Raw genomic sequence first — 16,988 nt, 5'->3', positions numbered from 1 at the left:
CGTGATTCTACGGTCGCCCCGAGGGCCCCTACGCGCCCACGGCCCGCGCGAGACGCGTCGCCGCCGAGGCGCGCGGCCCGTTCTGCGGGGCCCTGCGGCGCGGGTGGACCGTGTTCGCGAGGAGGATCACGAACGTGTCCGTGACGCGGTCGAGGACGAGCGACGTGCCGGTGAAGCCGCAGTGTCCGGCCGCGCCGCGGCCCGCGAGCTCGCCCATGAACCGGGGCTGGTCGAGCTGGAAGCCGAGGCCGGGGGCCGTGAGCATCAGCTCGACGTAGTCGGGGCCGAGGATGCGGGCGGTGCCGTACGAGCCGCCGTTGAGCAGGGTGCGGCACAGGACCGCGAGGTCGTACGCCGTGGAGAAGAGGCCCGCGTGGCCGGCGACGCCCCCGAGGGCCCATGCGTTCTCGTCGTGGACGATGCCGCGCAGGAGACCGCGGTCGGCCTTGGCCCAGGGGCGGCGCTGGTCCTCGGTGGCGGCGGCGCCGGGGTGCGGGCCGAAGCCGGTCGCGGTCATGCCGAGGGGCCGGGTGATGCCGTCACGCACAAGGGCGTCGAGGGGGCGCTGCGCGATGCGCTCCAGGACGTGCTGAAGCAGCAGCATGTTGAGGTCGGAGTAGAGGTACGCGCCGGCCGGGGACGACGGGGCCTCGGTGCGCAGGGCCGTCAGGCGCGCCGCGTCGTCCGGGCAGTCGTACAGCGGGAGTTCGGGGCGCAGGCCGGACGTGTGGGTGAGGAGCTGGCGGATCGTGACGTCGTGCTCGGCGGCGGCGGTGAACTCGGGGACGTAGGCGCCCACCCGCGCGTCGATGCCGAGGGTGCCGCGCTCCAGCTGCTGCACGGCTGCGACGGTCGTGAAGAGCTTGGTGAGGGAGGCGAGGTCGAAGGCCGTGTCGGGGCGCATGGGGACGCGGGACGCGGGCGGGAGTTCGACGCCCCGGTCCGCCGTCTCGTCGTAGGCGAGGTACCGCATCGCCCAGCCCGCCGCCTCGTGCACGGCGACGACCGGGCCGCGGCCCGCGAGGACGACGGCGCCCGCGCACCAGGGGTGCGCCCCGCGGGGCAGTTCGCGCACGTCCTGGACGAGGCGGCGCAGCTCGTCGGGGTCGAGCCCGGCGCGTTCGGGAGTGCCGGGGCGCAGTCGTGGGGTGCTCAGTGCTCCGCCTCCCGCGTCGGTCCGGTCCCGCGCCGCCAGGGGCGGCACAGTCCCAAGAAGCATGCGATGGCCGCCAGGGCGCAGGCCAGCTGGACCACGGCCATCGGGACGGCGGTGCCCTCGCCCGCGATGCCGACGAGCGGGGAGGCGATCGCGCCGACCAGGAAGGAAGTCGTGCCGATGAGCGCGGACGCGGAGCCCGCGGCATGCGGGGTGCGCATCAGGGCGAGGGCGTTGGTGTTGGGCATGGCGAGGCCCATCGCGGACATGAGGACGAACAGCCCTGCCGCGATCGGTACGAGTCCCACGTCGCCGAAGACGCCGGTCGCCATGAGCAGCAGCGCGGCGGAGGCGACCGCGATGACGCAGAGGCCGACGGCGAGCGCCTTGTCGAGGCTGACGCGGCCGACGAGGAGCTTGCCGTTGATCTGGCCCACGGCGATCAGGCCGACGGAGTTGATGCCGAACAGGAGGCTGAAGGTCTGGGGCGAGGCGCCGTAGATCTCCTGGACCACGAACGGCGAGGCGCTGATGTAGGCGAACAGCGCGGCGAAGGCGAAGCCGCCCGCGATCATGTAGCCGGTGAAGACGCGGTCGGCGAGGAGGCCGCGCATGGTGCGCAGCGCCTCGGCGGTGCCGCCGCCGTGCCGTCGCTCGGGGGCGAGCGTCTCCGGCAGGCCCTTCCAGACGAGGGCGGTCAGCGCGATGCCGACGGCGGTGAGGACGACGAAGATGCCGCGCCAGTCCGTGACCCGCAGGACCTGGCCGCCGATGAGTGGCGCGACGATCGGCGCCACGCCGGAGATCAGCATGAGGGTGGAGAAGAAGCGCGCCATCTCGACGCCGTCGTACAGATCGCGCACGACCGCCCGGGCGATCACGATGCCGGCGGCCCCGGCGAGGCCCTGCACCAGACGGAAGCCGATGAGGAGCGGGGCCGTGGGGGCGAAGGCGCAGACCGCGGTGGCGGCGATGTAGACGAGGAGGCCGATGAGGAGGGGGCGCCTGCGGCCCCACTTGTCGCTCATCGGGCCGACGGCGAGCTGCCCGAGCGCCATGCCGGTCAGGCAGGCGGTGAGGGTGAGCTGGGCGGTGGCGGCCGAGGTGTGCAGCGCACCGGTGACCTCCGGCAGCGCCGGGAGGTACATGTCCATGGACAGCGGGGGTACGGCGGTGAGTCCGCCGAGTACGAGGGTGACCAGGAAGCCGGTGCGGCGGCGGGCGGTGAGCGAGGGGCCCGCGACGGGTGATGCCTCGGGTATGCGCTGGGTCTCACGCGCGGACGCGTGCTGGCGGCCGTGATCCGGCATGCGGTTCCCCTCCCGGTCGTTCATTCGATTACCTATGCTCTCAGCTCAGGTGCATTGGTTGAGACCACATTTCGTGACGTGACGGCAAGGGCAGTGGCCGGAACCTGGTAGGGGGCCTTCAGTGGTGGAACGTGAGCGTGTGCGGTGGGGCGTCCTGGCGACCGGGGGCATCGCCGCGTCCTTCACGGCGAATCTTCTCGACATGCCGGACGCGGAGGTCGTCGCCGTGGCGTCCCGCTCCGACGCCTCGGCGAAGGCGTTCGCGGAGCGGTTCGGGATCCCGCGGGCGTACGGGGACTGGTCCTCGCTCGCCGAGGACGAGGACGTCGACGTCGTGTACGTCGCGACCCCGCACTCCGCGCACCGGGCGGCCGCGGGGCTGTGCCTGGAGGCGGGCCGGGCGGTCCTGTGCGAGAAGGCGTTCACGCTGAACTCCGGCGAGGCGGAGGAGCTGGTGACGCTCGCCCGCAGCCGTGGCCTCTTCCTGATGGAGGCCATGTGGATGTACTGCCATCCGCTGATCAGGAGGCTGAAGGCACTGGTCGACGACGGTGCGGTCGGTGACGTCCGCACGGTGCAGGCCGACTTCGGGCTCGCGGGGCCCTTCCCTCCGGCGCACCGGCTGCGGGATCCCGCGCAGGGCGGCGGCGCACTGCTCGATCTGGGCGTGTATCCGGTGTCCTTCGCTCACCTGATCCTCGGGGAGCCCTCGGAGGTGACCGCGAGAGCGGCGCTCTCGGACGAGGGCGTCGATCTCCGTACGGGAATGCTGCTCTCGTGGGAGAGCGGTGCTCACGCGCTGCTCGACTGCTCGATCGACGCGGGCACTCCGGTCACCGCGTCGATCACCGGTTCCCAGGGCCGTATCGACATTCCGCACGGCTTCTTCTACCCGGACCGGTTCGTGCTGCACCGCGACGGCCGGGAGCCGCAGGAGTTCACGGCGGAGCCGGGGGACGGGCCGCGCGACAGCCTCCGGCATGAGGCGGGCGAGGTGATGCACCGGGTGCGGGCCGGCGATACGGAGTCGCCGCTCGTGCCGCTGGCGGGGTCGCTCGCCGTGATGCGCACGTTGGACTCCGTCCGGGAGCGGATCGGGGTGCGGTATCCGTCGGAGGGGTAGCGGCATGCCGGCCGGCGCGTAGCGGTTTCGCTGCCGGGTGACGGTCCGGTGGGGGCTGGTCGCGCGGTTCCCCGCGCCCTGAAGACAGGTACCTGCGCCCCCGAGAAGGCGGTCCCCGGCGCGCCTGAACGGCAGCCGTCCGCGCCGAAGAAGCGACTCCCGCGCCCCCGGAAAGCAATCAGGGGCGCGGGGTGGCCGGCCCCCGTTATGCCGGACGCAGGCCCTGCTCGCCCACCGTCGTCACGAACGACGCCGCCGTGGTGATCGGGGCTCCGGGCGTCGTGACCGCAGGGACCGTCTTGAAGTCGGCGCGGGCCTCGTGCTCGCCGAGCGCGACCGTCACGTAGCCGCGCCGTCCGTTGTAGAACTTCAGGTGCGGGTTGGCCTGGGTGTACGTGCCCCAGTTCGCCGGCTTGTCCGCGCCGTCCTTGCCGCTGCTGACGGACGTGGCGACGATCTCCGTGCCGAGGGTCTTCGACGACGGGTCGTCGAAGTTGTCCTTGATGTCGAAGGCGTAGCCCACGTGCACGTCGCCGGTGAGCACCATCAGGTTGTCGACGCCGGCCGCTCTGGCCCCGGCGAGGACGCGCTGACGCGAGGCGCGGTAGCCGTCCCACGCGTCCATGGACACCTTCGCGGCCGCGTTCAGGTCGAGCTTGCGCTGCGAGAAGGTGACCTGCTGCGGGACGACGTTCCACAGGGCGTGCGAGCGGCGCCAGCCGTCGATGAGCCACCGCTCCTGCGTGGCGCCGGTGATGGTGCGCGCCGGGTCGTCCGACTCGGGCCCGGGGACGTGGGAGCCGTCGCCGTACGCCTGGTTGGAGCGGTACTGGCGGGTGTCGAGGATGTCGAACTGGGCCAGCTTGCCCCAGGTCAGGCGCCGGTACATCTGGGCGTCAGGGCCCTGCGGGAGCTGCGGGCGGCGCAGGGGCTGGTTCTCCCAGTAGGCGCGGTACGCGGAGGCGCGGCGGAGCAGGAACTCGGCGGGCGGGCCGTCCTGTTCGTCGATGTCGTCCGCGTAGTTGTTCTCGGTCTCGTGGTCGTCCCAGGTGACGACGAAGGGGTGCGCGGCGTGCGCGGCCCGCAGGTCCGGGTCGGACTTGTAGAGCGCGTACCGCAGCCGGTAGTCCTCCAGCGTCACGGTCTCGTGGTTGAAGTGGGCGGGCAGTACGTCGCCGCCCGTGTAGGCGCGGACGCCGCCGGCGGAGTTCACGGCGTACTCGTAGAGGTAGTCGCCGAGGTGGAAGACGACGTCCACGGAGGGGTCGGCGGCGAGGTGCTTGTAGGCCGTGAAGTAGCCGTCGTGGTAGGCCTGGCAGGAGACCGCGGCGAGGGTGAGGGCCGAGGTGCGGGCGTGGGCGGAGGGCGCCGTGCGCGTCCGGCCGGTCCCGCTGACCCACTTGCCGGTGCGGAAGCGGTAGTAGTAGACGCCGCCCGGCGCGAGGTGGTCGACCTCGACGTGGACGGAGTGGTTGAACTCGGGGTGCGCGGTGGCCGTGCCGCGCCGGACGACGCGCCGGAAGCGCTCGTCGTGCGCGAGCTCCCACTCGACGGCGATGCGCTGGGCGGGCAGTCCGCTGTCGGCCTCGTACGGGGACGGGGCCAGACGCGTCCACAGCAGGACGGAACCGGGCAGCGGGTCGCCGGAGGCCACGCCGAGCGTGAACGGGTCGGCGGTGATCTTCCGCGCGTCGAACTCGGCGGCGCTCGCCGTGCCCGCGGCCGGCAGGTTCGTGGCGAAGGCGAGCGCGGCGGCGGCGCCCGTGACGGTGAGGAAGCGGCGGCGGCCCAAGTGACCGGCCGCGACACGCAGTTCGGGCGAGTGCTGGTTCGGATGGCGTCCTTCGGCTGTCATGTGGCCCTCCCCTGACGGTTGTTGTCAGAGGAAATTGGAGTGCCGGGGGACGACCGTGACCTGTCATGCGCACGGCCGCCACATGGCGGATGAGTGATCTCCGTATGACCCCTCCTGCCGTACGCTCCGGGGCCATGAACGCTCAGAACAACGCCCCGGAACCGCACGTACCGACCGCCGTGGTGACCGGCGCGGGCTCCGGCATCGGCCGGGCCGTCGCCGTCGAACTGCTCCGCGCGGGCTGGCAGGTGGCGCTCGCGGGCCGCCGCACCGAGACCCTCGACGCGACGGCGGCCCTCGCCCCCGGGGCCGCGGCCGGGTCGCTCTCCGTACGGACCGACGTCTCGAGCCCCGAGGACGTGGCCGCGCTCTTCTCCGCCGTACGCGACCGGTTCGGCCGCCTCGACCTGCTCTTCAACAACGCGGGCACGTTCGGGCCCGCGTCCCCGGTCGAGGACCTGGAGTACGACGCCTGGCGCCACGTCGTCGACACGAACCTCAACGGCGCGTTCCTGTGCGCGCAGGCGGCGTTCCGGCAGATGAAGGAGCAGGACCCGCAAGGCGGCCGGATCATCAACAACGGCTCCATCTCGGCACACACGCCGCGTCCGCGCTCGACGGCGTACACGACGACGAAGCACGCGCTGACCGGGCTGACGAAGTCGCTGTCCCTGGACGGGCGTCCGTACCGGATCGCGTGCGGCCAGATCGACATCGGCAACGCGGCGACGGACATGACGGAGCGCATGCAGACCGGGATCCTCCAGGCGAACGGAACGCTGGCGCCGGAGCCGGTGATGGATGTCGCGGACGTGGCACGCACGGTGCGGCACATGGCCGAACTGCCCCTGGAGGCGAACGTGCAGTTCGCGACGGTCCTGGCGACCAACATGCCGTACATCGGCCGCGGTTGAGGGGCGAACCTCCACAAGCGGAATGGGACCCACCGGCCTAATCCAGGGCAGCGCGGCCCGTATGCTCGGGATCTCTCCACGAGAACTTCACATTCGGAGCACACCTTGCGCACACGTTCCGCGGCTTCGGCCGCCCTGGCGGCCGGCGTCCTGTCGGTCTCCCCGCTCGCCGCGTCGCCGGCCTCCGCCGCCGCCCACCAGGGCGGTCTGCACCTGGGCTACATCCAGTACGACAGCCCCGGCAGCGACAACCGGTCGAACTCCTCGCTGAACGCGGAGTGGGTGAACATCCACAACAACACCCGCTCCGCGATCCAGCTCAAGGGCTACAAGCTGAAGGACAACACCGGCTACACGTACACGTTCGGCAGCTACAACATCGGCGCCGGCAAGACGGTCAAGGTCCGCACCGGCAGGGGCACCGACGCCTCCGGCGTGCGCTACTGGGGCCGCGGCTCGTACGTCTGGAACAACACCGGCGACAAGGCCCGCCTCATCAAGCCGAGCGGCGCCCAGCTCGACTCCTGCTCGTGGGGCGACGGGCCCGGCGGGATCAGCTGCCACTGAGCCACTTCCGAGGGGGAAGGCGGGCAGCCGTTCCGCGGCCCGGGGGCAGGGGGGACCTGCCGACGGGACCGCAGGAGAACCCGGGCCGCGCTGCGGCTGCCCGCGCTACGCTCCCCCGTCATGAACACCGACTCGGACGTGCTGCGCTACACCGCCTTCACCACAGACCCCGCGGGCGGCAACCCCGCCGGCCTCGTGCTCGACGCGCGTGCGCTCGACGACGAGGAGATGCTCGCCATCGCGGCGCGGCTCGGATACAGCGAGTCGGCGTTCGTGACACCGGCGCCCGACGGCACGCAACGCTCGTACACCGTGCGCTACTTCAGCCCCAAGGCCGAGGTCCCGTTCTGCGGGCACGCCACCGTGGCGACGGCCGTGGCGCTCAGCGAGATCCACGGCCCCGGCGACTACCTCTTCGCCACGCAGGCCGGCGAGGTGCCGGTGACGGTCGCCCAGGACGCCGACGGCACCCCGCGCGCGACGCTCACGAGCGTCGAGCCGCACATCACCGACGTGGCGCCCGAAGACCTGTCCGAGGCGCTCGCCGCGCTCGGCTGGCCCGCCGCCGACCTCGACCCGGCGTTCCCGCCGCGCATCGCGTACGCGGGCGCCCGCCACCTCGTCCTCGCGGCCGCCACCCGCGCGCGGCTCGCGGACCTCTCCTACGACTTCGCGCGCCTCGAGGCCCTGATGCACCGCCTCGACCTCACCACGGTCCAACTGGTCTGGCGCGCCTCGGAGTCCGTCTTCCACGCCCGTGACCCGTTCCCGGTCGGCGGTGTCGTGGAGGACCCGGCGACGGGCGCCGCCGCGGCCGCGTTCGGCGCGTACGCGCGCGCACTCGGACTCGTCCCCTCCAAGGCGGTCCTCACCCTCCACCAGGGCGAGGACATGGGCCGCCCGGGCGAGCTGACGGTGACACTGCGCGAGGGCGACCCTCGGGTCCGGGTGAGCGGCTCGGCGGTACGGATTCCCGGCTGACCGGGAGTGCCGACCGGGGAGTTACGCCTGACCGGTCTCGAAGCGGGTCACCTTGCCGCCCGCCACGACGAACTGCCACTTCGTCCGCATCTCGCCCCAGGCGTCGTTGCGGTAGAGGGCGGTCAGGGCCAGGCCGTGGGCGTACTCCTTCTCGATCTCCATGTGCCCGTTGGAGTCGAAGATCTCGCGGCCGGTCCACTCCTCGACGTCCCGGTCCGACCCGTCGTCGGACATGGTCGCGCCGGGCGCGAGGGCGGCCCGGAAGGCCTCCCGGTCGTGGGCGTTCACCGCGGTGACGAAGGCCCGGACGGCCGGGTCGCTGAGCTTGGTTGTCTGGATGGGCATGTCGCCGTCTCCTGCCTCTCCTTCCGGCGCCACGGTGCCGGACCTTCCGGTCGTTCGTCGCCGGGCCGGGGACCCCGGCCGCACGGGCCACGGCCCCCGGCCCAGACTCACACCGCGGCCCGGGACACGCCACCCGAACGGGCCCGCGTACCGGGTGCCGCGGCCCGGCCTGCCGGACCGTTAGGACCATGACCTGTCACAAGACCTGTGTGGACCGCAAAGACCTGGGGCTGCTCGTGCTGCGCGTGGGCACGGGCGGTGTCCTCGCCGCGCACGGAGCGCAGAAGCTGCTCGGCTGGTTCGGCGGCGGGGGCCTGGGCGCCACGACCGCCGCGATGGAGGCCATGGGCTACGCCCCGCCGAAGGCGAGCGCCCTGGCCGCCGGCGTCGGCGAGGCGGGCGGCGGCGTCCTGCTCGCCCTCGGCCTCGCCACCCCCGTCGGCGGGGCCGCAGCGGCGGGCACGATGGCCGGCGCGGTCGCGGTGCACGCGCCCAACGGCTTCTTCGCCCAGGGCGGCGGCTACGAGTACCCGGCCTTCCTCGGCTTCATCGCTGCGGGACTCGCGGTGACCGGCGCGGGCCGCTACTCCCTCGACCACGCGCTCGGCCACGCCCTGGACCGGCACTGGATGGTCCCGGCCGCGCTCGTGGGCAGCGCCGCGGCGGCGCTCGCGGTCGTGGCGTCGCGCAACAAGCGGGTGGGCGGGCCTGGTCCGCAGCCGGGTCCGGGGGAGTATTCCCCGGACGTCATGGGCGAGTAGCCCGTCCGTGGCAGGCTGCGGGTATGTCCGACACCACGCGGCCCAGCGCCCGGCACGACCTCGCCCCGCCCACGTACGACAGCGTGTGGCAGACCGTCGACGGGCTGCTCGCGTGGCTCGAATCGCACAACCGCCGCAGCGCGGACGAGGCCCTGTTGCTGCGGGTGCTGAAGCTGTCGGAGGAGGTCGGCGAGGTCGCCCAGGCGGTCATCGGCGCGACGGGCCAGAACCCGCGCAAGGGCGAGAGCCACTCCTGGCAGGACGTCGAGTCCGAACTCTGCGACGTCGTGGTGACGGCCCTGGTCGCCCTGCGCACGCTCACCCCTCAGGCCCCCGAAGTGCTGGCGGCGCATCTGCGCCGGGTGGCGGAGAGGTCGCTCACCTCGTGACCCTCCGGCTGAGCCGCGGCTTCGGCGCCTGCAGGACCACCACGGCACAGGAGCTCGTCGCGCCGTACGCCGACGCGCTGCGCCGGGTGGCGCGGTGCGCGGAGCGCGTGGGCTGAAGCCCCTCGTGTCCGGCGGGGTTAGGCTCGGCGTGGATCGCGGTCCGGACGGCCGGGATCACGGATCAGGCGGCCGGGATCAGGGATCACCGGCGCGGAAACGGGGGCCCGGCATGGGCAGGTTCGACGGCGGCGAGGTCATCGCGGTCAGCAGCAACGAGACGTATTCCTTCACGAAGCCGAACCAGGAGAGCATCACGCTGCTCGCCGGGCTCGGTGTCGAGGGCGACGTGCACGCGGGCGTCACGGTCAAGCACCGCTCCCGCGTCGCGAAGGACCCGACGCAGCCGAACCTGCGGCAGGTCCACCTGATGCACGACGAGTTGTTCGCCGAGGTCGCCGGGCAGGGCCACGACGTCGCTCCCGGCGACCTCGGGGAGAACGTCACGACGACCGGCATCGACCTCCTCGCACTGCCCGCGGGCACGCTCCTGCATCTGGGCGAGGACGGCGCCGTCGTCGAGGTCACGGGCCTGCGCAACCCGTGCCTGCAGATCGACCGCTTCCAGGACGGACTGCTCAAGCGGGTCGTCGGGCGCGACGAGAACGGGGCGGTCGTCCGCAAGGCCGGGATCATGGGCGTCGTGCGGACCGGCGGCGTGGTGCGCCCCGGCGACGTGATCCGCGTGGTCCTGCCGGCCGGGCCGCACGTCGCCCTGGCAGCCGTCTGATGATGCCCGAGCCGGAGATCCCCGTCGTCGCCCCGTACGACCCGGCCTGGCCGGAGCGGGGCCGCGCGCTGTGTGCCGAACTCGGCGCGGCGCTCGGCCCGACGGCCCTGCGGACCGAACACATCGGCAGCACGGCGATCCCCGGAATGGCGGCCAAGCCCGTCTACGACCTCCAGGTGAGCGTCGCCGACCTCGACGAGGCGGAGGCCGCCTTCGCGGGCCCCCTCGCAGACCTGGGCTTCCGGCTCTCCCCTTACCGACGGGACCACGTACCGGCGGGCCTGGACGACGTACCGACCCGCTGGGCCAAGCGCTTCTGGTCCCGGCGCGGCACGCCCGCCGAGCCGGTCAACCTGCACGTACGCCTCGCCGGCTCCCCCAACGAACGGCTCGCCCTGCTGTTCCGCGACTGGTTCCGCGCCCACCCGGAGGCGGTCACGGCCTACGCCCACTTCAAGTACGCCCTCGCCTCCCGGGTCGCCGACACCGGCACCTACGCCGACGTGAAGGACCCGGTGGTCGACCTGGTGGTGGCGGCCGCGGAACCCTGGGCGGCCGAGACGGGGTGGACGGCGGAACCCGGCGCCTGATCCCAACTCCCCCTGGCTGCCCGGTGACTTCCCGGTGAACGGCTACGATCACGGGCACCGCACCGGGATGTCCGAGGAATGGGGAGTCGGCCGTGGAGCAACCGCCGCGTCTGGGCGTCGCGATCGTGACGATGGGCAACAGGCCCAGGGAGGTCGACGCCCTCCTGGCGGCGGTGGCGAAACAGGACGTGCCGCCGACGCGGGTCGTCCTCGTCGGCAACGGCTCGCCGCTGCCCGACTTCACCGGCTCCGGCCTGCCCTTCACCGTCACGACCGTCGAACTCGACGACAACCTCGGCTGCCCGGGCGGCCGCAACGTCGCCCTGGCGCGGCTGCGCGGCTTCGGCGACGTGGACGTGGCGGTCGAGCTCGACGACGACGGGCTCCTCGTCGACGCGGACGTCTTCCGTACCGTCCGCGACCTGTACGCCGGCGACCCGCGCCTCGGCATCGTCGGCTTCCGCATCGCGGACGAGCACGGCGAGACACAGCGCCGCCACGTGCCGCGGCTGCGCGCGAAGGACCCGATGCGGGGAGGTGAGGTGACGGCGTTCCTCGGCGGCGGCCACGCGTTCTCGATGCGGATGCTCGCCGAGACCGGCGACTGGCCCGCCGACTTCTTCTTCACGCACGAGGAGACCGACCTCGCCTGGCGCGCCCTCGACGCCGGCTGGAAGGTCGTCTACGAGCCGTCGCTCCTGCTCCAGCACCCCAAGACCTCGCCCGCCCGGCACGCCGTCTACCACCGCATGACGGCCCGCAACCGCGTCTGGCTGGCCCGCCGCCGGCTCCCGCTCCCCCTGATCCCGCTCTACCTCGGCACCTGGACCCTCCTCACGCTCGCCCGCACCCGGTCCGCCGGGGGGCTGCGCGCGTGGGCGGGCGGCTTCGTGGAGGGCGTGCGCACGCCCTGCGGGGGCCGGCGGCCGATGCGCTGGCGCACCGCGTGGCGCATGACGCGACTCGGGCGGCCACCGGTGATCTGAGCCGGTTCGCGAGCCGCGGGGCGGGACGTGGTGCGTCGGGAGCCCGACAGGCGCACCCTGGTAATAGCAGTCCCGGAGGTGATCACGATGTCGGCACAGACCGCTGTCGGATGGCATGTCGAGCTGGAATTCGAGGAAGACACCCATCGCACGCGTGCCGCCGCGCTCGTCCGGCTCCCCGACGGGAGCGAGGTACGGGCCCATGGCTACGCGAGCCGCCACCCCTCCGACGCGAACCAGCCGCGGGTCGGCGAGGAGGTCGCGGGAGCGAGGGCGCTCAACGAGCTGGCGATGAAGATGCTGACGAAGGCACACGACGAGATCGACGAGGCGTCGGGCCGTACGTCACACATGCTGCGGTGAGTGGATAGGCACAGGTCAAGGACCTGGCAGGCAGACGAGTCGGGCTGTACGCCGGGTTTTGTCGCCCGGTCGCCTCGCGGCGGCCGGGGAGACGGCCATCCATCTAGGACCGGCGTTGCCGCCGGCCTCGTGCGGTCTACCCGCGGACTCGGGCGGGCAGCCCTCGAACGTCCGCGCAGAGCCGCCTCATTCTTTCGAGGAAGCGACTCCTTTTGACCTTGCTCCAGGTGGGGTTTACCTAGCCGCCTGAGTCACCTCAGGCGCTGGTGGTCTCTTACACCACCGTTTCACCCTTACCGAGGGCCTTGCGGTCCCCGGCGGTCTGTTTTCTGTGGCACTGTCCCGCGGGTCACCCCGGGTGGCCGTTAGCCACCACCTTGCCCTGTGGAGCCCGGACGTTCCTCGGGAAAACCCTGGTGAAAGGGTCCTCACGCGGCCGTCCGCCCGGCTCGTCTGCCGTGCCGACCATGCTACCCGGCGCTCAGGCCGGGGCGAACTGAACCTTCGCCGCTCCGGGGTCGGCCTGCGTCAGCCGTACCCGCAGCCGCTCCCCCAGCGGCAGCGGTGCCGTACCGCCCTCGATGCGGGCGACGACCGCGGGGTCGGTCAACTGGACGGTGCCGACGGCCGGTTCGTGGTCCTTCACGTCGACGACGCACGCCTCGAAGACGTCGCCGACGCGGTCCTTGAGGAGCGCCGCCTCGACGATGTCGACGCAGCCGCGCTCGACGGCATTGGCCCGGCGCGTGCCGTCCGCCATCTCCTTCGGCAGGCCGGGCAGCGCGGCGAGTACCCACTCGGGGGGCGGGGTGCCCGCACAGGCGGCCAGGCACAGTTCGCCGGCGTATCGGTCGGCGAGGCGGCGGAGCGGGGCCGTGCAGTGGGCATAGGGCGCGGCGACCGCGGCGTGGACGGTGAGCTCGGGGAGCGTGCCGCCGCTGAACACGGTGTAGCCGGCGCCGCGCAGGAGCGTCGTGCACTCCTGGAGGAAGGCGGCGTGGTGCGGCTTCTTCGGGTCGAGGGACCGGATGAGCTGGGCGTACGGGACGTGGTGCGGCCAGTCGATGTGCAGGGCGAGGGCCGTGCGGCGCAGGCGGCCGACGGCGCCGTCGGGGGCGGCGGGCAGGGTGCGCAGGATGCCGGTGCCGGCGGCGAGCATGAGGTCGGCGGCGGCCATGCCGGTGAGCAGGGAGATCTGGGCGTTCCAGCCGTCGGCGGGGAGCGGGGCGCGGTAGTCGAGCTCGTAGCGGCCGTCGCGTTCGGTGATCTCCTGTTCGGGGACGTTGAGGGAGATGCCGCCGCGTTCGGTCTCCAGCTGTTCGCGCAGGCGCCCGATGTCGCGCAACAGCGCCACGGGTTCCTCGGCGGTGCCGTCGTCGACGGCCCGCTGCACGCCCTCGTAGTCGAGCTTGGCGCGGCTGCGGACGGTGGCGCGGGCCACGTGGGTGGCGACGGTGCGCCCCTCGGCGTCGAGGTCGAGGGTCCACAGGACGGCGGGGCAGGTCTGGCCCGGGAGCAGGCTGGCGGCGCCCTCGCTGAGCACGGTGGGGTGCAGGGGGACCTTTTCGTCGGGGAAGTAGAGCGTGGTGACGCGGCGCTGGGCCTCGGTGTCGAGGGGGCCGCCGGGCGTGACGTACGCGGCGACGTCGGCGATGGCGTACCGGACCCGGTAGCCGCCGTCGCGGCGCGAGAGGTGCATCGCCTGGTCGAGGTCGACGGAGGTCGGCGGGTCGATCGTGAAGAAGGGGATGTCGGTGGCGTCCTCGCCGGCCGGTTCCGGCGGGTGCGGGGCCGCCGCGGCCCGTTCCGCCTCCGCGAGGGCGTCGGCCGGGAAGGCCCCGGGGACGTCCAGGGTCGTACGCAGTTCACGCAGTGCGGCACGCAGCGGGGCCTCGGCTGCGCCGGTCACACGGAGATGACGGCGGGGCATGCACCGAGCGTAGGACGCGGCGGGGACGTCGGCACCCTGTGACCGCGGCCCCCGGGACCGGGGCCCCCGGGATCCGCGGCGCCCCGCGTTCCCCGGCACCACCTTCTCTTCCGTACGCTTTCGCTGGGGCCGCACCCCCTGTTCCGCATCACTGTCCCGAGGAGTCCGATCGTGCTCGTGCTGCTGCCGCCGTCCGAAGGCAAGGCCCCGTCGGGCCGCGGCGCCCCGCTGAAGCCTGAGTCGCTGTCCCTGGCGGGGCTCGCCGGGGCGCGGCAGGCCGTGCTCGACGAGCTGGTGGAGCTGTGTGCCGCCGACGAGGACAAGGCCCGCGAGGTCCTCGGCCTCAGCGAGGGGCTGCGCGGCGAGATCGCGAAGAACGTGGAGCTGCGTACCGCGGGCGCGCGCCCGGCCGGTGAGATCTACACGGGGGTCCTCTACGACGCGCTCGGTCTCGCCACCCTGGACGCGGCGGCGAAGCGCCGGGCGACGCGTTCGCTGCTGGTGTTCTCGGGCCTGTGGGGCGCGGTGCGGGTGAGCGACCGGATTCCGTCCTACCGCTGCTCGATGGGTGTGAAGCTGCCGGGGCTCGGGGCGCTCGGCGCGCACTGGCGCGGGCCGATGGCCGAGGTGCTTCCCGAGGTGGCCGGGGACGGGCTCGTGCTCGACCTGAGGTCGTCCGCGTACACGAGTGCGTGGAAGCCGAAGGGGGAGGTCGCGGGGCGTACGGCGACGGTGCGGGTGCTGCACGCGCAGACGGATCCGGTGACCGGTGCGGAGAAGCGTTCGGTCGTGTCGCACTTCAACAAGGCGACGAAGGGCCGGATCGTGCGCACGCTCCTGGAGACCGGCACCACGCCCGCGGACCCCGCCGAGCTGGTCGAGGCGCTGCGGGATCTCGGTCATGTGGTGGAGGCGCAGGCGCCCGCGAAAGCGGGGGCGGCGTGGGCGCTCGACGTGGTGGTGACACAGATCCACTGAGCACCCGCCCGCGTTTCATTGCAACATGCGCAACGCCCTTTGCGCATGCTGCACAGCACGGGGCAGGATGGCCCCATGAATGATTCCTCCGTGCTCGATCTCGCCCCTGTCGTACCCGTCGTCGTCGTGGAGGACGTCGCCGACGCCGTGCCGCTCGCGCGGGCGCTCGTCGCGGGCGGCCTGCGGGCGATCGAGGTGACGCTGCGGACGCCGGCCGCGCTGGACGCGATCCGCGCCGTCGCGGACGAGGTGCCGGACGCCGTCGTCGGCGCGGGCACGGTCATCTCCCCGCGGAACGTCGCCGACTCCGTCGCGGCCGGAGCGCGCTTCCTGGTCAGCCCCGGCTGGACCGACACGCTGCTCGACGCGATGAAGGAGTCCGGCGTGCCGTTCCTGCCGGGCGTCTCCACGACGTCGGAGGTCGTGGCGCTCCTGGAGCGCGGGGTGAGCGAGATGAAGTTCTTCCCCGCCGAGGCCGCGGGCGGTGTGCCGTACTTGAAGTCGCTGGCCGGTCCGCTGCCCCAGGCGCGGTTCTGCCCGACCGGCGGTGTCTCCCTCGGCTCGGCGCCCTCGTACCTGGCGCTCAAGAACGTCGGCTGCGTGGGCGGCAGTTGGATGCTTCCCGCGGACGCGGTCGCGGCGAAGGACTGGGCGCGCATCGAGACGCTGGCCCGCGAAGCGGCCGGCCTCAAGTAGCCCGGACGTCAGCGCAGGTGCGCCGTCTCGTTGAGAAGGCGCACGCTCGCGTTGCCGTCCCCGTAGTACGCGACCGCCGAGAGCGACGCCGCCGAGAGCTCCATCCGGAACAGTGACTCCGGCGGCGCGCCGAGCGCGAGCCGTACGAGCGTCTTGATCGGCGTGACGTGCGTGACCAGGAGGACCGTGCGTCCCGCGTACTGCCCGACGAGCCGGTCCCGCGTCGCGGCGACCCGGCGGGCGACCGCCGCGAAGCTCTCGCCGCCCCCGGTCGGCTCGGCCTTCGACGAGGCCAGCCAGGCGTTCATGTCGTCCGGGAAGCGCTCGCGGACCTCCCCGAAGGTCATGCCCTCCCACGCACCGAAGTCCGTCTCGCGCAGGCCCTCTTCGATGTGGACGTCGAGCCCGAGGCGGGCGGCGACGGACCGCGCCGTCTCCTGGCACCGCTTGAGCGGTGACGAGACGATCGCCTGGACGGTGCCGCGCGCGGCGAGCGCGGCGGCGACCCGCTCGGCCTGCGCGCGCCCCGCCGCGGACAGCTCGGGGTCGGCGCCGCCGGAGCCGGAGAACCGCTTCTCGGGGGTGAGCGCGGTCTCGCCGTGCCGCAGGAGTACGAAGGTGGCGGGCGCCCCGAGGTCGGGCGCCGCCGACCAGCCCTGGGACGCGGTGCTCGCCACGTTCCCCGCGGCCCGCGCGTCCGCGTTCCCCCGCGCTCCCGCGAGCGCGGCCCGCGCCTTCGCCGCCCCGGCCGCCGCGTCCCCGGGCGGGGCTCCCCGGTCCGCCCGGGACCGCGACGTGTCCAGCTCGGCGGTCGAGCGTGAGGGCTCCCACTGCCTGCCCTGCTTGCCCGCATCCATCGCCTCGTTGGCGAGCCGGTCCGCGTGCTTGTTCCGCTCGCGCGGGATCCACTCGTACGTCACCTGCGACGCCGGCAGCACGGTCGCCGCCTCCGCGGCGAGGGGCCGCATGTCGGGGTGCTTGATCTTCCAGCGGCCCGACATCTGCTCGACGACGAGCTTGGAGTCCATCCGGACGTGCACCGACGCCTGCGGGTCGAGGGCGTGCGCGGCGCGCAGGCCGGCCACGAGTCCCCGGTACTCGGCGACGTTGTTCGTGGCGACGCCGATGTACTCGGCGGCCTCCGCGAGGGTCTCGCCCGTCGCCGCGTCGATGACGACCGAGCCGTAGCCCGCGGGACCCGGGTTGCCCCGGGAACCGCCGTCGGCCTCGACGATGAACTCCCGCACCACGAAGGCT

The 16,988-nt window shown here is 73.2% G+C and carries 18 protein-coding genes and 1 other RNA gene; 12 read left to right on the top strand and 7 right to left on the bottom strand.

The window, feature by feature from the left end:
* Positions 1-28: 28 nt before the first annotated feature.
* Together OHO83_RS30970 and OHO83_RS30965 are read right to left on the bottom strand one after the other, a co-directional pair.
* On the bottom strand, positions 29-1,219 hold the full coding sequence (locus tag OHO83_RS30970; protein WP_266669959.1) for a serine hydrolase domain-containing protein: 1,191 nt from the start codon (positions 1,217-1,219) through the stop codon (positions 29-31).
* Entirely contained in the window at positions 1,153-2,466 is a 1,314-nt protein-coding gene (locus OHO83_RS30965) for a multidrug effflux MFS transporter (protein WP_330280048.1), read from the bottom strand. Before OHO83_RS30965 ends, OHO83_RS30970 begins: the two co-directional genes overlap by 67 nt.
* Before the next feature lie 124 nt (positions 2,467-2,590).
* On the opposite strand from OHO83_RS30965, the gene OHO83_RS30960 reads away from it, so the two are divergent.
* On the top strand, positions 2,591-3,589 hold the full coding sequence (locus OHO83_RS30960) for a Gfo/Idh/MocA family protein (RefSeq protein WP_266669963.1): 999 nt from the start codon (positions 2,591-2,593) through the stop codon (positions 3,587-3,589).
* Between the two features lie 205 nt (positions 3,590-3,794).
* Here OHO83_RS30960 and OHO83_RS30955 read toward each other — a convergent pair whose 3' ends face one another.
* A complete protein-coding gene (locus OHO83_RS30955; protein WP_266669965.1) occupies positions 3,795-5,444 on the bottom strand; it encodes an alkaline phosphatase D family protein in 1,650 nt (549 codons plus the stop codon).
* 134 nt (positions 5,445-5,578) lie between these two features.
* On the opposite strand from OHO83_RS30955, the gene OHO83_RS30950 reads away from it, so the two are divergent.
* The 3 genes from OHO83_RS30950 (at position 5,579) to OHO83_RS30940 (ending at position 7,906) form a co-directional block, all read left to right on the top strand.
* Positions 5,579-6,358: an SDR family oxidoreductase gene (locus OHO83_RS30950; protein WP_266669967.1), complete on the top strand. Its 780-nt coding sequence runs from the start codon at positions 5,579-5,581 to the stop codon at positions 6,356-6,358.
* Positions 6,359-6,463: 105 nt separating this feature from the next.
* Positions 6,464-6,925, top strand: coding sequence for a lamin tail domain-containing protein (locus tag OHO83_RS30945; protein WP_330280047.1), 462 nt, complete (start codon positions 6,464-6,466; stop codon positions 6,923-6,925).
* Positions 6,926-7,045: 120 nt separating this feature from the next.
* The gene (locus OHO83_RS30940; protein ID WP_330280046.1) at positions 7,046-7,906 is read left to right on the top strand and encodes a PhzF family phenazine biosynthesis protein; all 861 of its coding nucleotides are present in this window, start codon (positions 7,046-7,048) and stop codon (positions 7,904-7,906) included.
* 21 nt (positions 7,907-7,927) lie between these two features.
* Here OHO83_RS30940 and OHO83_RS30935 read toward each other — a convergent pair whose 3' ends face one another.
* Positions 7,928-8,251: a nuclear transport factor 2 family protein gene (locus OHO83_RS30935; protein WP_330280045.1), complete on the bottom strand. Its 324-nt coding sequence runs from the start codon at positions 8,249-8,251 to the stop codon at positions 7,928-7,930.
* 188 nt (positions 8,252-8,439) lie between these two features.
* Between OHO83_RS30935 and OHO83_RS30930 the strand changes: the two genes are divergently transcribed.
* The 6 genes from OHO83_RS30930 to OHO83_RS30905 all read left to right on the top strand — a co-directional run bounded on the left by OHO83_RS30930 (position 8,440) and on the right by OHO83_RS30905 (position 12,127).
* Positions 8,440-9,012, top strand: a complete 573-nt coding sequence (locus OHO83_RS30930; protein ID WP_266669975.1) for a DoxX family protein — start codon at positions 8,440-8,442, stop codon at positions 9,010-9,012.
* Between the two features lie 23 nt (positions 9,013-9,035).
* Positions 9,036-9,401, top strand: coding sequence for a MazG-like family protein (locus OHO83_RS30925; protein WP_266669977.1), 366 nt, complete (start codon positions 9,036-9,038; stop codon positions 9,399-9,401).
* 229 nt (positions 9,402-9,630) lie between these two features.
* Positions 9,631-10,188, top strand: a complete 558-nt coding sequence (locus OHO83_RS30920; protein ID WP_330280044.1) for an MOSC domain-containing protein — start codon at positions 9,631-9,633, stop codon at positions 10,186-10,188.
* Entirely contained in the window at positions 10,188-10,778 is a 591-nt protein-coding gene (locus OHO83_RS30915; protein WP_266669981.1) for a GrpB family protein, read from the top strand. The genes OHO83_RS30920 and OHO83_RS30915 overlap by 1 nt, the downstream gene beginning before the upstream one ends.
* A 131-nt stretch (positions 10,779-10,909) precedes the next feature.
* Complete coding sequence (locus OHO83_RS30910) at positions 10,910-11,764, top strand: glycosyltransferase family 2 protein (RefSeq protein ID WP_382476051.1); 855 nt, start codon at positions 10,910-10,912, stop codon at positions 11,762-11,764.
* A gap of 87 nt (positions 11,765-11,851) precedes the next feature.
* Complete coding sequence (locus OHO83_RS30905; RefSeq protein ID WP_266669985.1) at positions 11,852-12,127, top strand: DUF1876 domain-containing protein; 276 nt, start codon at positions 11,852-11,854, stop codon at positions 12,125-12,127.
* Between the two features lie 31 nt (positions 12,128-12,158).
* Here OHO83_RS30905 and rnpB read toward each other — a convergent pair.
* Both rnpB and OHO83_RS30895 read right to left on the bottom strand, forming a co-directional pair.
* Positions 12,159-12,579, bottom strand: an RNA gene (gene rnpB / locus OHO83_RS30900) — RNase P RNA component class A.
* A gap of 29 nt (positions 12,580-12,608) precedes the next feature.
* Positions 12,609-14,057, bottom strand: a complete 1,449-nt coding sequence (locus tag OHO83_RS30895; protein ID WP_329435465.1) for an RNB domain-containing ribonuclease — start codon at positions 14,055-14,057, stop codon at positions 12,609-12,611.
* A gap of 171 nt (positions 14,058-14,228) precedes the next feature.
* Here OHO83_RS30895 and yaaA point away from each other — a divergent pair, with 171 nt between their 5' ends.
* Positions 14,229-15,035 (top strand): peroxide stress protein YaaA, encoded by an 807-nt coding sequence (gene yaaA / locus OHO83_RS30890; protein ID WP_266669989.1) that lies wholly within the window; start codon positions 14,229-14,231, stop codon positions 15,033-15,035.
* A gap of 75 nt (positions 15,036-15,110) precedes the next feature.
* Positions 15,111-15,731: a bifunctional 4-hydroxy-2-oxoglutarate aldolase/2-dehydro-3-deoxy-phosphogluconate aldolase gene (gene eda / locus OHO83_RS30885; protein ID WP_330280043.1), complete on the top strand. Its 621-nt coding sequence runs from the start codon at positions 15,111-15,113 to the stop codon at positions 15,729-15,731.
* 8 nt (positions 15,732-15,739) lie between these two features.
* Here eda and OHO83_RS30880 read toward each other — a convergent pair whose 3' ends face one another.
* Complete coding sequence (locus OHO83_RS30880; protein ID WP_266669993.1) at positions 15,740-16,981, bottom strand: bifunctional RNase H/acid phosphatase; 1,242 nt, start codon at positions 16,979-16,981, stop codon at positions 15,740-15,742.
* Positions 16,982-16,988 lie beyond the last annotated feature (7 nt).

This window comes from Streptomyces sp. NBC_00569, from assembly GCF_036345255.1.
GTDB lineage: Bacteria > Actinomycetota > Actinomycetes > Streptomycetales > Streptomycetaceae > Streptomyces.
Note: the sequence above shows the minus strand (reverse complement) of the source record. Positions and strands in the feature narration are given on the sequence as shown.